5 protein-coding genes are annotated in these 16033 nt (G+C 52.0%); all 5 read left to right on the forward strand.

Translation table 11 applies throughout. The features are described from left to right. Positions 1 to 3: 3 nt before the first annotated feature. From AR333_RS02700 to AR333_RS02720, 5 genes are read left to right on the forward strand one after another with little or no spacing between them, the layout of a single operon-like run. Positions 4 to 7032 carry a non-ribosomal peptide synthetase gene (locus AR333_RS02700; protein WP_068773804.1) on the forward strand — a complete coding sequence of 2343 codons (7029 nt, stop codon included), beginning with the start codon at positions 4 to 6 and terminating at the stop codon, positions 7030 to 7032. Beyond that, positions 7025 to 11755 (forward strand): type I polyketide synthase, encoded by a 4731-nt coding sequence (locus tag AR333_RS02705; RefSeq protein WP_068773805.1) that lies wholly within the window; start codon positions 7025 to 7027, stop codon positions 11753 to 11755. Before AR333_RS02700 ends, AR333_RS02705 begins: the two co-directional genes overlap by 8 nt. A gap of 12 nt (positions 11756 to 11767) precedes the next feature. Continuing rightward, positions 11768 to 14068, forward strand: a complete 2301-nt coding sequence (locus tag AR333_RS02710; RefSeq protein ID WP_068773806.1) for a beta-ketoacyl synthase N-terminal-like domain-containing protein — start codon at positions 11768 to 11770, stop codon at positions 14066 to 14068. Between the two features lie 52 nt (positions 14069 to 14120). Continuing rightward, the gene (locus tag AR333_RS02715; RefSeq protein WP_068773807.1) at positions 14121 to 14933 is read left to right on the forward strand and encodes a 2-amino-3,7-dideoxy-D-threo-hept-6-ulosonate synthase; all 813 of its coding nucleotides are present in this window, start codon (positions 14121 to 14123) and stop codon (positions 14931 to 14933) included. 25 nt (positions 14934 to 14958) lie between these two features. After that, positions 14959 to 16026, forward strand: a complete 1068-nt coding sequence (locus tag AR333_RS02720) for a MupA/Atu3671 family FMN-dependent luciferase-like monooxygenase (protein ID WP_068773808.1) — start codon at positions 14959 to 14961, stop codon at positions 16024 to 16026. The last annotated feature ends 7 nt before the right edge of the window (positions 16027 to 16033 follow it).

Raw genomic sequence — 16033 nt, forward strand, 5'->3', positions numbered from 1 at the left:
CAGATGAACCGAGTCTATCAGTTCGTTTTCGAGAATGTGTTGGCAGAGAAACTGGACCGGAATCTCGGAGCGCAAATCATTTCCCTGCTGAATCAGGAAAGCCGTAAGGAAAAGGACGACATCGCGATTATCGGGATGTCTGTCCGTATGCCGGGTGCCCGGAATGTCGGACAATTCTGGGAGAACCTGAAAGCGGGCAAGGATTGTGTCGGAGATTTTCCGGTCAGCCGGAAAGAAGAGCTGGAAACCATCCTGCCTTGGATGCAGGAGGACTCCAGCTCCGTTTCTTTCAAAAAAGGATCGTATTTGGATAAAATCGCAGAGTTCGATGCTGCTTTTTTCCGGATTCCCCCGGCAGAAGCGGCTTTGATGGATCCGAATCAGCGCGAATTTCTACAGGCGGCCTGGCATGCTCTAGAAGATGCGGGCTATATCGAGAACAGCGTCGGCGGCAAAAATGTCGGCATCTATTTGGGCTACAGCTCCGATTTCGGCCTGGAGTATAAAAGTATTATCCGGCAGGCACAGCCTTCGGCCGTCGGAGTTTCCATTCCGGGCAACTTGAAGTCGATAATCGCGAGCCGGCTGGCCTATATATTGGATCTGAAAGGACCAAGCATGCTGATTGATACGGCATGTTCATCTTCGCTCGTAGCGTTCCACACCGCTTGTCAGGCGCTGCGGGAAAATCAGTGCGAGATGGCTCTTGCCGGCGGAGTCAAAATTAATTTTTTACCGCTGGCGGATACGGGCGGGATCGGGATCGAGTCAACCGACGGCAAAGCGAAATCCTTTGATGACAGCTCCAAGGGAACCATTTTCGGAGAAGGTGTAGCGGCGCTTGTCTTAAAGCCTTTGTCAGCGGCTAAGAGAGACGGCGACCAGATTCTTGCCGTGGTTAAAGGCTCGGCGATTAATCAGGATGGAGCCTCGATTGGAATTACGGCCCCTAACGCGGCCGCACAACAAGAGGTGATGGTAAAGGCGTGGAAGCAGGCGGAGATAGATCCGGAGTCGATTTCCTATATAGAAGCGCATGGAACCGGGACGGTACTGGGAGATTCCTTGGAATTGACAGGAATAGAGAATGCGTTCCGGTCATACACGAATAAGAAACAATTCTGTGCGATCGGATCCGTGAAATCGAATATCGGGCATCTCGATCATGTGGCCGGATTAGCCGGCATTGTGAAGGCTGTGCTGGCACTACAGCATAAGCATATCCCGCCAACCCTGCATATTCGGCAGCCTAACCGGAAGTTTCGATTTGAGCAGTCTGCCGTGTATGTGAATGACAAGCTGCTCCCATGGAATCCGGGGGGTGTTCCAAGACGCTGCGGCATCAGTTCCTTCGGATTGAGCGGAACGAATTGCCATGTGGTTCTGGAGGAAGCGCCCCCGGCTAAGGATGAGGAAGCGGCAGTCTCCCCGCCCGATTTCTCCGGTATTTTTACGGTCACGGCAAAGAACGAGAAAGCTCTGCTAACCTTGCTGGCAGAATATGATCAGGTTCTGAGCTTGAGCGGCGGCGTTTCACTGGAGAACATTTGTTATATGTCCAATATCGGCAGAGGACATTACAAATACAGGGTTGCGGTGCTGGCGGATACAGTGGAAACGCTAAGAGAAAAGGTGTGTACTCTCTTGCATCGTGGTCTGCGCAATGAACCGGAAGAGGGAATATACTACGGAGTGGTCCAATCGGAGTGGTCCAAGCCCCCTCTTCTGCCTGACAATCTGACGCTTGAAGAAATGTGCGCTCCGTACATTGCAGGCGCGGAAGTGTTATGGGACCGGATGCATTCCGGCCTGAAGCAGAAGGTGAGTCTGCCGCTGTATCCTTTTGCAGCTACAAGATATTGGGTTGAAATGGAAAAGGGGTTGAGCAGGAGCCCTGGCCGGGAAGGAGGGCCAAGTCTTCTTCTGCCCGCAGCCGAAACAGCAAGCCTCTATCATCAGGTGCTCTGGGAAGCAAGCCCTGAAGAATCGCAGACCGCACAGCCGATCGAGGGCTGCACGATTGTGCTGCATGACGGAAATGAGCTTGCGCAAGCCTTATTGCTGAAGCTGCAGACCTCAAGCGAAGTGGTTGAGGTCCAGTGGGGTGAAGGGTATGAAGCCGCAGGCGGCTTTAAGTATACGGTCAGCGGTTCCGAGGCCGATTATATTTCGCTGTTTGAAACGCTGCGTGACCGCCGGATCGGCCGCATTATCCATCTGCTCACGCTCGGACAGAGCGGCATGGAAAGTTCGGCGGACCTGAGGCTGAATCAGGCCAAGGGAACAAGCAGCCTGTTCCACCTGGTGCGGGCGATGTCCCGTGCATCGGTACGCGATCCGCTGGAATGTGTCATCGTCACCTTGTGCGCTTACGAGATGACAGGGATGGAACAGGTGCTCAGCCCGGGCAGCGCCTCACTGATCGCTATGGCTAAAGTCGTAGAGCAAGAAGCGTCAAACGTCAGCTGCCGCTGCATCGATGTGGATGAGCGGACACCGCTGTCCGCTTTGCTGAATGAACTGGCAGCCGCGGCAGGCGATCCGGTTGTCGGTTACCGGGGCGGCGTACGTTACCGCCAGCAGTTCCGTGAACTGGATCTGGGGGCGGCCGCGCAGGAACCTATGCCGATCCGCAGTAACGGCATCTATGTCATTACCGGCGGGACAGGCGGAATCGGGCTGGAAATTGCCCGCTACCTGGCACAGCAGAATGGGGTGCAGCTGTGCCTGATCCACCGGAGCGAGATGCCGGACAAACCGCTGTGGGACGAGTGGTTGAGCGGCCAAGCGGGCACTCAGACGGCTGCGCGAATTCGCTCGATACGCGAGATCGAAGCGTTAGGCAGCGGTGTGACCTGCTACCGGGCGGATGTAGCGGATGAAGAAGCGCTGGCACGCGTACTGGATCAGATCCGGAGCGAACACGGCGCTATTCATGGCATCGTGCACAGTGCCGGTGCGGCGGGAGAAGGTATGATGGTGCTGAAGAAGCCAGCCGCCTTCAGCGGAGTAATCGGACCGAAGATCTACGGTACGTGGCATCTGGATCATCTGACAAGAGCGGATCGTCTTGACTTCTTCATCATGTTCTCCTCCGTAACCGCGTTAACGGGAGGAATGGGCCAAGGGGACTATAGCGCAGCCAACGCTTATCTGGATGCTTATGCATCTTACCGGGCGCGCAGGGCAGGCAGAACGGTGACGATCAGCTGGCCTGCCTGGAAAGAAACCGGTATGGCCGTCCGCTATGGCGTACACAATCAGCGGAGCATCTTACAGCCCGTCGCAACGGCGGAGGCGATGGAGATGTTCGCCGGAATTATGAGCAGGAACGTCCGTCACGTGATCGCAGGCAAGCTCGATTCTGCCCAAGAGGAGAAAGCGGAACCCGGCGTCCGTACCAAACGTCTGGATTTCAAAGGGAGATCAGATGGCAGCTATACGGAAACGGAGCTTCTGGTAGGGCAGATTTGGGGGGAAGTTGCCGGATTTGATGAGATTCATATCGAAGAAACATTGTACGAACAAGGAATCGATTCCATACTGGCCATCCGAATTGCCAACCGGCTGCATGATGAACGGAATATTCCCGTTACGATCGGCGATTTGTTCCAATACTTGTCGGTATCCGGCTTGTCTGTTTTTATTGATGAATCCTTCAAGAACCCGGAGGGGGTCTGCACGGCGGCGCCGCAGGAGGACAATCAGGCAATCAGGGAGCCGGAAGCGGCCGATTCGTATCCTTTATCTAGTGCACAACGCAGGATCTGGTTCCTGCAAAAAATGAATCCGCAGATGACGGCTTACAATCTGCCTTCTCAAATCTTTATTAATCGGACGATACAGCGTGAGGGTTTAAACAAAGCCTTGAGCATTCTGATTCAAAAGCACGAGGCTTTGAGAACCGTTTTCATCGAAGAAAACGGCGAGCCGCGGCAAATTATCCTGCCGCACCTGAACTATGAAGCCGAATTTCGTGATTTGACGAATGAGGCTGGGGATCCGGGCGAACAGCTGCAGTCATGGATAGCGGCCTTGAAGAAGCATCCCTTTGATCTTTCGCAGCGTCTGTTGAACGTAGTTCTATTCAAGCTGGCCGATGAGGAATATTGTTTGTTCCTGAACATTCATCACGTTATTACGGATGGATGGAGCATGGATCTTTTCTTCAAACAGCTTCTTGAAGTATATGACGGTCTCTTGACCGGGCAACCGGCCGGCATTGCCTGGCCGGAGGCTAGATATGTCGATTGTGTGCAGCAGGAGCAGGAATGGCTGAATGGCCGCGAATGCAGAATGATGAGCGAGTATTGGCGGCAGGAACTAGCGGGTCCGCTGCCGGTTCTGGAACTTCCTGCCGACTTCTCCAGGCCTACTGTTCAGACTTTTAACGGAAATTATATCAAGTTCAGAATCGGTGCTGCCAGTGCTTCGGCACTCAAAGAACGCTCCCGTTCTCTGCAGGCTACGATGCATATGACACTGTTGTCCGCTTATTTCCTGCTGCTTCACAAATTAACTTCTCAAGATCAGATCATCGTAGGGATACCAATGACAGGCCGCGATAGTAAATTGCAAGAAAACGTCTTCGGTTTATTTATTAATACGCTGTGTATCCGGATCGATTTTGAGAGCCTTACAACATTCGATGATCTTGTGGCAGAGGTCAGGGATAAGAGTTTGCTCGCTTACAGAAATGGGAAGTTTCCTTTCGAAGCTCTGGTTTCGGAGGTTAATCCGGCCCGTGATTTAAGCCGCAATCCCATTTTTAACACGATGTATCAATACTATGATGTTGCTTTTCCGGATAACGATGGTTCAAGCCAATACGATTTAAGTTTTCTGGCTATCCATGTCGGTGATGAAATTGAAGTGAAGCTGGAATATAACAGCGACCTGTTCAAGGCGGAAACGATCAGACGCATATCTCAGCGGTTCTTATGGATGCTGGAACAAGCAGCCGGTCAAGGACCTCAAGAGATTCAGGAAATAAGATTGCTAACCTCCCTGCAGGAGGATAAGCTGCTGGAGCAGTTTTCGTCCGAGGACCCTGATTGCGCTAGCGATTTGGCCATTCATACCCGATTCGAAATGCAGGTCGGCCGCACACCGGATGCGATAGCTATCCGAAGCGGGGATTTGGAGTTAACTTATCAAGAGCTCAACATGAAGTCTAACCGGCTGGCTGAGCGGCTTCGGGAAGAAGGGGTTGAGCGGGGGGATGCGGTTGGCGTTCTGCTTGATCGTGGAGCCCATGCGATCATTGCCATGATAGGTATTCTCAAAGCGGGAGGAGCGTATGTGCCCCTTGATCCGAATTATCCGGTGGAACGGGTCATGTATGTGATTGCCCATTGCGGGGCTCGGGTTCTGATCACGGAAGAGGAGTTAACCGGAACTTTTGCAGATCCTATCGAGTCACATTCTAACCTTCAAAGAATCCTGCTGATGAACGAAAGCAGTGATCCGCATAAGAATCCGCGCTATCGTTACTTGGACCCGAGTGAAACCCGGCAAGCGGAACAAGAGGAAGGCGCCCAAATTTCTCCGGACCATTTGATGTACATCATGTATACCTCAGGTTCGACAGGACAGCCCAAAGGCGTTATGGTCACCCATCGGAACGCGGCTAATTACTTGCTGTGGAGCATAAAGGAACTTGGAATAAGGGCTGAGGACCGGATGCTGCTGGTCAGCTCCATAAGTTTTGATATCTCCGTCTTTGAAATCTTCGGTGCCTTGCTAAGCGGTGCGAGCTTGCATCTTGCAACGAATGAAATGCTGCTGGATGTACACCAGCTGTATCCGTTTCTGGAGCGCCATCATATTACGATTTGGCACTCTGTCCCAGCTCTGATGTCCCAGCTGCTGCATAACCGGGCTCAGAGTCAACATCATCTTTCGGGATTTTCCAAGGGAGTCCGAGTGGTTATGCTGGGCGGGGAAGCCTGGAGCACGAAGCTGTATCACGAAGTTCGCGGCGCTTTCGAGAATGCCAGAATAATGAATATGTACGGGCCGACGGAAGCGACCATCTGGGTAACAAGCTATACGATTGAAGAAGAACAAGCTCTATCGGAAGGCATCCCGATTGGCCGGCCGGTCGCGAATAACCGTATATTGATTCTTGATCGTTACGGTCATTTATGCGATATCGGTATCGAGGGCGATTTGTATGTATCCGGCATGAATGTAACGAAGGGTTACATGAATGATGAGGAGCGGACTCGTCAAGCCTTCATTGGCAGCACCGGAAGAGGCGCGATGTACCGAACAGGAGACAGGGCCAAATATTCAGCCGAGGGCTATATTCAGTACATGGGCCGTGCGGACAATATGCTCAAAGTCCGGGGATATAGAATTGAGCCTGGCGAGATTGAGAGCGTGCTCCTGTCTTGGGACGAAATTCAGGAAGCCGCAGCCGTTGTGCAGACTTGGAACGAAACGCAGCGGTTAGTCTGCTACTATGTGTCTCTGCAAGAAATCAGGCATGAAGAATTGAGGATGCGGCTGAGAAGTAAACTGCCTGATTACATGGTTCCCGCGTTGTTTATCAGCATGGATCAGCTTCCTCTTACGGCGAACGGCAAGGTGGACCGGAGAACGCTGTCAAACATGGATATTACCGATCGTCTGGCCCTTGAAACCCCTTATGCGGAGCCGGTTACTACGGCTGAACAATTTTTAGCGCAAGCTTGGACTCAGGTGCTGGGTATCGAAGAAATAGGCATTAATGATAGTTTCTTCGAACTGGGCGGCAGCTCTTTGCTGGTCAACCAGCTTCATGCGCTAATTGAGAACCGTTATCCAGGTACAGTTACCATTATCGATCTTTTCAAAAATCATACGATAGCCGCCATGGCAGCTTATTTGGATGCCTCCGGGAATCCGTCTCCGAAATCCGAATCCGCCGCGGCCAATAAAGAAGCGGATACGGCTATAGCCGGCCTTATAGAAGGCATGGAGAGTGGCAGCCTAAATCTGCAGGATATTCTCGACAGCTTAGATGAATTGGAGGTCGAAGATGAATAAGGTCTATGAGTATGTGATTGAGAATGCGGCGTCGGGCTTAATCGAGAAGAATGCGGCTGTACAGATCGTTAAGATGCTTAAACAGAGGGAAAACAAGCGGATCGAAGAGATTGCGATCATCGGCATGTCCGTAAAGTTCCCTAAGGCGGACGGAGTAGAACAGTTCTGGCATAACCTCCGTGAAGGGATCGATTGTGTAAGCGGTTACCCGGATGGGAGAAGAGAAAACATCGAAACGCTGCTGGGTACGAATGCGAAGCAACAACCCGTTCAATATTCGTCCGGAAGCTACCTCGATGAAATCGACACCTTCGATTACTCTTTTTTCGGTATGTCACCGAATGAAGCGAGGTTAATGGACCCGAATCAGAGACTATTCTTGCAGACGGCCTGGCAGGCGATCGAGGACAGCGGATATTCCGTTCCCATGATGAAAGGCACGCGTACCGGGGTGTATGTCGGGCATAGCTCGGATTTCGGAGAAAGCTACAAGAAATTCGTACAAGAGATCGAGCCGTCCATGCTTGGCGCATCTCTTACAGGGAACATCAAGTCGGTCATTGCAGGCCGTGTTTCCTACCTGTTGGATCTGAAAGGCCCGAGCATGATGATCGATACCGCCTGTTCTTCGTCTTTGGTGGCTGTGCATACCGCCTGCCAAGGTATTAAAAACGGAGAATGCGAAATGGCTCTTGCCGGAGGCATCAAAATCAATCTGCTTCCTGTCCGGTATGAGGATGAAGTAGAAGTCGGGATTCAATCTTCCGACGGCAAGGCGAGGTCGTTCGATGACAGTTCAAGCGGTACGGGGATGGGAGAAGGAGTTGCGGTCATCCTGCTGAAGCCTCTGAAGAAGGCATTGAGCGACGGAGACTGTATTCATGCCGTCATTAAAGGAAGTGCGATCAACCAAGACGGCGCTTCAATTGGTATGACGGCACCTAATGTCGCATCTCAGGCCGATGTGATCCGGCGTTCATGGGCCGCGGCCAAAATCGAGCCGGATACCGTCAGTTATATCGAGGCCCACGGTACAGGTACGAAATTAGGAGATCCGATTGAAATAGAAGGCATCGAGATGGCTTTTAAAACCTATTCCGAGCGGAAACAGTTCTGCGCTGTCGGATCGATTAAGACGAACCTGGGTCATCTGGATCATGCGGCAGGAATCGCCGGACTGATTAAGTGTGTACTGGCGCTTAAGCATAGAGAGCTGCCGCCTAGCCTTCACTTTAAAAGACCGAATCGGAGAATCTCTTTCGATCGGTCGCCGGTTTATGTTCAGGACCGGTTAAGTGACTGGAGATCGGAAACGTCCCCGCTCAGATGCGGAGTAAGCTCCTTCGGATTAAGCGGGACGAACTGCCACATCGTGCTGGAGGAAAGTCCGGAACGACCGGAAGGAACCTTATCTGCCGAGACTCTTGCCGGGGTGCCGGCAGTATTGACCCTATCGGCTAAAAGTATAAGCGCTTTAAATGCGCTGCTGGAAGATTATACGGAATTCCTGAAAAAAGCGGGGACTGCTTCTTTGGTTGAGATATGCGCGACAGCCGCTTCTGGAAGGGAGCATTACGGCATCCGGCTGGCTATTGTCTCAGACAGCAAGGAAGCGCTGCTGGATAAACTCAGAAATTTGCACCGGGTCGCAGACGAGCCGCTTGCCGGAGATGACGTGTACTTCGGACGGCATCAAATTGTCGTCAACCAGAAGAAGAAAGCTTCGTCCGGTACGATTACGGAAGAGACCAGGAAGCAGCGGAGCCGTGAAGCCGACTCCTTCGTAAGCCAGGTTGGCGAGCAGGACCAGCCCAGCCGGGAACTGCTCAGAAGGATCTGTGATCTGTATGTGGCCGGTGCAGATGTAGATTGGAGCCGCTTGTTTGGCCGTCAGCGCATCCGTAAAGTGAATCTGCCGACGTATCCGTTCGACAAAAGCAGGTGCTGGCTTGCGCCTTCTCCGGTGCAGGAATACCAGAAAAAGCTGGATCATCCTCTGCTTGATTATGCGATAGACATGTTCGACCGGACGGTTTATGTTACGCATTTCTCAGCGGAACGTCACTGGGAAATCGGAGAGCACGTAGTTGGCGCATTGTATGTGCTTCCGGGAACGGCATATTTGGAAATGGTCAGGGCCGCCAGTTCACTTATCAGAGGAGAGGCTCCCATCCGTATGGAAGACGTCATGTTCCTCGCGCCCCTTGCGGTAGGAGCCGGCGAAAGCAGGGAAGCCCAGCTTCATCTGATCCGGCAGGACAGCGGTGGCTATGAATTCGTAGTTGTCAGCAAGGAGGAAAGCGGGGCGTGGACCAAACATGCCGAAGGCAGGTTTACATGGGAGGTTCCCGCATATTCCACGAAGGCCGATTATGGACATTTGATCGGACGTTATCCGGTTATTTCCATCGAAGACTCTTCGCATAACAAGAACCACTTTATTCAGACAGGCGGTCATTGGAGGACGCTGCGTAAGCTCTACAGCGGATCTGATGAGCTGCTGTCTTTCTTTAAACTGCCGAAGGATTATGAGGATGAAAGATATCGCTACGGGCTGCATCCGTCTCTGATGGATTGTGCGGTTAATATTGCGATCGACCGTTTATCTTCAGGCGGATATTTGCCGTTTTATTATAAGCGGATGGATATCTACGAATGCCCGCCCGGCGAAGTATATAGTTATATAACCAGGATCACGGGCTCCGGCCATTCGGAAACACAGACGTATTCAATCGTTCTTATGGACGGTGAAGGGAAATTACTGGTGCATATCGAGGGCTACACGGTAAAAAAAGTTCCCGACTATGCAGAGTTCGGCACTGCCTCCCCGGTCCAGCCCTATAACGAGGTCATATGGGAAGTCAGCTATGATGAAGTGCCGCCGGCCGAGCCCATCGAAGGCTGCACTCTCGTCCTGCATGACGGCGATGACCGGGCAGAGGCATTGTGCAGAGAACTTCAAGCGGGCTCAGCGGATGTGGTCGAGGCCCGTTGGGGTGAAGGCTTTGAAGCAAGCGGAGATTCGAAGTATCGCGTCAGCGGCTCCGAAGCCGATTACATTGCATTATTTCGCGCACTGAAGGGCAGGCGTATCGGGCGCCTCCTGCATCTGCTTACGATGGGGGACAGCGGCGCGGAAACAGCAGCGGACCTGAGGATGAATCAGGCCAAAGGAACGAACAGCCTGTTCTACTTGGTGCGGGCGATGCACCGCGCATCCTTGCGCGAACCGCTGGAATGCCTCGTTGTTACTTCGTGTGCATATGAGATGAGCGGAGCGGAACAGACGCTTAACCCGGGCAACGCGTCACTGATCGGGTTAGCCAAAGTGGTGGAGCAGGAAACGGGCAGCATCAGTTGCCGCTGCATCGATCTGGATGAGCAGACTCCGGTGTCCGTTCTTCTAAAGGAACTGTCAGCTGTCAAAGCTGAACCGGTTGTCGGATACCGCAGCGGCATCCGCTACCGCCAGCAGTTCCAGGCGCTGGATCTGGGCGCTGCTGAAGAAGATCCTATTCCAATACGGGCTAGTGGTGTCTATATCATAACGGGCGGGACTGGCGGAATCGGTTTGGAAATTGGCCGTTATCTGGCAGCGCAGAGTCAGGTGCAGCTATGTCTGATCAACCGGAGCGAGATGCCGGACAGGCAGCAGTGGAACCAGTGGCTGAGCAGCCAAGCCGACACGAAGACGGCTGCCCGGATACGGTCGATCATGGAGATCGAAAGGACAGGCAGCAAAGTGTCCTGCTACCGGGCAGATGTGGCGGATGAAGATTCGCTGGCACGGGTCCTGGATGTCATCCGTCAGGAGCATGGAGCCATCCATGGCATTGTACACAGTGCCGGGGTAGCGGGAGACGGCATGATGGTGCTCAGGAAACCTGAAGCGTTCGAGCAGGTTATCGGGCCGAAGATCTACGGAACGTGGAACCTGGATCATCTGACAAGAGGCGACCGTCCCCATTTCTTCATCATGTTCTCTTCTGTTACAGCATTAACCGGAGGACTGGGCCAGGGCGATTATACGGCAGCCAACACGTATCTGGACGCTTACGCGGCATACCGCACGCGCGCAGCGGGCAGAACCGTAACGATCAATTGGCCTGCCTGGAAAGAAACGGGAATGGCTGTCGAGTATGGCGTGCAAAATCAGCGGAACATCTTATTTCCGGTATCGACCGCGGAAGCGATTGAGATGTTCGCCGAAATTACCGGCAAGAACGTCCGGCATGTCATTGCCGGACGGATCGATAATGATTTCCTCCGCCAAACGGAGCCGATGTCTGACCGCAAGAATAGTCAGCCTGCCGGGGAGGTTTCATCAGATACAGCGGCAAGGAGCTCGATTGAGGCGAAGGTCAGCGGGGCGTGGAGCAGAACGCTGGGCATACCCGATATTGATCTGCACGATCAGTTTAGCGATATCGGGGGAGACTCGATCATGGCTTCTTTGCTGTTGAAGGAAATAGACAAAGAATTCCCGGGCCTTATGGATATTACCGATATTTTCGCCTACCCGACCATAGAGCAGATGTCCGTTGTTCTCGATCAGAGAATGGATCGTTCTGCTGAGGCAGCAGTTAATCAGAAGCAAGTTGAGCCCGAGGAACCTGCAGCGGAAGCCGAGCCGGGCGTGGAACAGATTATGGAGAGATTGGCATCCGGGGAGATTTCCATGAATGAAGCGGAATATTTGTTGAGCGTGCTTTCGAAAGGATAGGGTGATGGAGTTATGCAGACACAGAAACAGCAAATCGTCCTCAAACTGGTTGCTGATAAAAAAATAACGCCGCAGGAAGCCGCTGTCTTATTATCAGGGCAGGGTGCTGCCGCCAAAGAAGCTCCGGACCATCAGATAGCGATCATCGGCATGTCAGGGAAATTTCCCGGTGCCAGTAATCTGGAGCAATTCTGGAATAACCTGCACGATGGAGTGAAATCTATCGGTCCTTTCCCCTCAGGACGCCGCAAAGATACCGATCCCTACATCGCCCGGATGGGTGAGCCTGATAACGTGTACGGATTGGGCGGTTTCCTGGAAGAAGTCGATAAGTTTGACGCTTCATTCTTCCGGATTTCTCCCAGTGAAGCGAGAACGATGGACCCGCTCCAGCGGCTTTATCTGGAGACCGCCTGGGAATGCATCGAAGAAGCGGGTTATAGCGCGCAAAACATTCACGGATCCGCGACAGGCGTGTTTGTCGGCAATGATCATGCTTTCGGACAGACCTATAAACAAATGTTGCCGGAAGAGGCTCCCTTTGCTCTTACCGGTTCCTATACGTCGATCCTGGCCAGCAGAATCTCTTACGCGCTCAATTTGCGCGGGCCTGCACTTGTCGTGGATACCGCGTGCTCATCCGGATTATCCGCCGTTCATTTGGCATGTCAATCGCTGATCGGCAAGGAATGCCAGATGGCGATAGCCGGCGGGGTATATTTGCGGCTGCTGCCGCTCCAAATGAGTTCTATGCAAACGGTGGAAACCGAAAGCGCGGATGTGCGCGCCTTCGACCGCTATGCGGATGGCACCGTCTGGGGCGAAGGAATGGGAGCTGTCCTGCTTAAGCCGCTGAAACAGGCTCTTCTGGACGGTGACCATATTCATGCGGTCATTAAAGGCAGTTCCATGAACAATGACGGCTTAACCAACGGCATCACCGCACCCAGCCCTGATGCGCAGCATGACGTACTGCTGGCGGCATGGAACCAGGCGGGTATTTCGCCGGATACACTCGGATACATTGAAGCTCACGGAACGGGCACGGTGCTGGGTGATCCTCTGGAGATCAAAGCCATCTCGCGGGCGATGAGCAAATTCACGAATCGCAAACAATTTTGCGGAATCGGATCATTAAAACCCAATGTGGGACACCTGGTATCCGCTTCGGGGATTGCCTCCCTGCTCAAAGTGGTGCTCGCGCTCAAGCATAAACAAATCCCGGCTAGTCTCAACTTCCGGGAACCGAATCCGTATATTCCGTTTACGGATACCCCGGTGTATATCAATGATAAGCTGACAACTTGGCATAAGCAGGAGAATCCCCGTAGGGCCGGAATCTCCTGTTTTGGTTTTAGCGGCACGAATTCTCACATGGTTCTGGAAGAAGCGCCGCTCCTTCCGTTGAGAGACAGCTCCGCTGTTTCGACCGTGCGGCACCTGTTTACTTTATCCGCCAAAAGCATGAGCAGTCTTCAAGCTTCCCTGCACAATTATTCGCGATTCCTACGGGAGAACAGGCAGCTGCATGTGAGTGATATCTGCTATACCCTGGCAGTCTGCAAAGATCATCACCCTTACCGGATTGCGCTGGTTGTCCGGGATAATGATGAGCTTACCGATTTACTTGCCGAGTTTGGCACAAACCTAGCAAACCATCTGGAAAAGCCCGGTCAATCAAGGCTATTCTTCGGCTACCATAAGCTTGTAACCGAAAATCGTACCTTACTGGAACCAGGAGATTTGAATAAAACAGAGAAAGATCGCCTGAGCAGAAGAGCCAATGAGTTATTCCGCCGGCTCAAAGCCGAAGACAGAGCGGCAGAGAGCGGAATACTGGATGAGATCGCCCGTCAATATGTAAGCGGAGCGGATGTGGATTGGAATTTCGTGTATGGCGGTTTGTACCGCAAAGGAAGAAAGGTGAGTGTACCTGTCTATCCTCTTGAGCGGCACCGGTTCTGGGTACAGGGAAGCGAGTCTCTGCCCGCTGCCTATGATTCACCGCATATCGATCAACCGGTTCAGGCTCATCATCTGATAGACGTTACGCTTACCGGCAAATTACAGGGTGAAGCTTACACGGAAACCGAGAAAATGATTGCGGGGGTATGGGGCCGGCTTCTTGAACTGGATTCGATCCATATAGAAGATAATTTTTTTGAATTGGGAGGAAACTCAATCCTTTCACTAGAATTAGAGGTAGAATTAGATAAATGTGGAATAAACTTGGATTTCGAAAGTGTAAATCGGTATCCGACCATCAAGGAACTCGCTCACTATGCGGAGAGTCTAAAAATGGATGCCAATTAAAAGCGATGTTGATTGATGAATGGTGCGAAGACGCAGGCCAGGGGGCTTAAGTATGAATGGTAAAGATATCAGACTGTCAAGGATTTTTCATCCTGAAACCAAGCGGGCTTGCCTTGTACCGTTAGATCATGGGGTTACAATGGGACCCATTGAAGGGATACGGAATATCTGGCCCCTGATTGAACAAGTGGTGGCCGGAGGCGCGGACGGGATCGTTCTGCATAAGGGATATCTGAATAAAGTGAAGTCTCAAATTCCTGCGACCAGGAGCAGCGGATATATTCTTCATCTATCGGCCTCAACCCTGCTCAGTAAGGATCCTTCTCACAAAGTTATTGTCGGTTCTGTAGAAGAGGCGCTCAAGATGGGGGCCGACGCTGTATCCATCCATGTGAATCTGGGAACGGAGCATGAATCGGATATGATTCAACAGTTCGGGGCCGTCTCCAAGGCGTGCCTGGACTGGGGAATGCCGCTGCTTGCGATGATGTATTCCAAGACAGAACCTGTCAGCGGCGCTGACATCGCCCATGCCGTCAGGTTAGCGGAAGAGTTAGGTGCAGACATCGTAAAAGTGGAATATCCGGGCAGCGAGGAACAGATGGAAAACTTGATGGGCGGGGTTGATATTCCTGTTCTTGTAGCGGGAGGAAGCCTTACAGGAATAAAAGACGTGCTCTCCATGATTAATGAGAGCTTGCTCGCAGGGGCTTCCGGAGTCGCGATCGGGCGTAATGTTTTTCAGAGCGGTAATCCGGAGACCACGATGAGAATCATAAGCAGCCTGGTTCACGGAAGCTTAACCTATCGGGAATGTTTATTCGAGCTCAGAAAATTGGAAGATCGAGGATATGTTAATCGGTAAAAATAATGGATAGCGGGTGAACCTATTGAATAAGGGCCACAATGTGGACTTCAGTCTGTTTTTTTTCTCAAGCAGTGATGACCAGAGCAATACGGATAAATATAAATTGGTTTTAGAAGGGGCCAAGTTTGCCGATCGGAACAAGTTTAAGGCCGTCTGGACCCCTGAGAGGCATTTTCACCCGTTCGGGGGAATTTTCCCGAATTCTTCCGTACTGTCGGCAGCACTGGCCATGATCACCCAAGAAGTGCAGATCAGGGCCGGGAGCGTCGTGTCTCCGCTTCATCACACGGCCCGGATTGTTGAGGATTGGTCCTTAGTGGACAATTTATCAGGCGGACGGGTAGGCGTTTCTTTCGCAACGGGTTGGCATGCCGATGATTTTCTGATCAAGCCGGATCATTTTGAGGATAAATCCAGCCATATGCTGGAACAAATTAAACAAGCCAGAGAATTATGGAGCGGTAAAAGTCTGTCATTCCTTAATGGCGAGAATAAACAGGCCGAAGTCACAACCTATCCGCGCCCTATTCAGGGGACCCTCCCGATTTGGATTACAACCTCCGGGCGGGAAGAATCGTTTGTTAACGCGGGCAGACTCGGAACTCATGTCTTAACCCATCTGCTTTATCAGGATGTCGATATGCTGGAACGACACATCAAGGCTTACAGAAAATCACTGGAAGAGAACGGATTCGACGCCGATGCGGGATGTGTGACTGTAATGGTGCATACGTTTGTCGGGCAGAACCTTGAGGAGGTAAAGCAGACCGTAAAAGAACCATTCCTGAATTATTTAACCACCAGCATAGACCTGATGCAGGCACTTAATATGAACGGAAAGAAAAACAACGACCCCAAAATGATGGAAACGATGCTCAATCTCATATTCGAGAGATATTGGAGCTCGGCTGCCTTATTCGGAACCGCAGAGAGCTGTTCGAAATTTGCGGAGAAATTAGTGTCTGTCGGAGTCAATGAAATCGCATGTCTGATCGACTTTGGTGTGGAAACGAACGCGGTTCTGGATAGTTTGAATGAACTTGTCATTCTGAAAGAAAAAGTAAATCGTCATGTTACTACGATGTCTTAAACGTCTG

Source organism: Paenibacillus sp. FJAT-26967 (assembly GCF_001541095.1).
Lineage (GTDB): Bacteria > Bacillota > Bacilli > Paenibacillales > NBRC-103111 > Paenibacillus_F.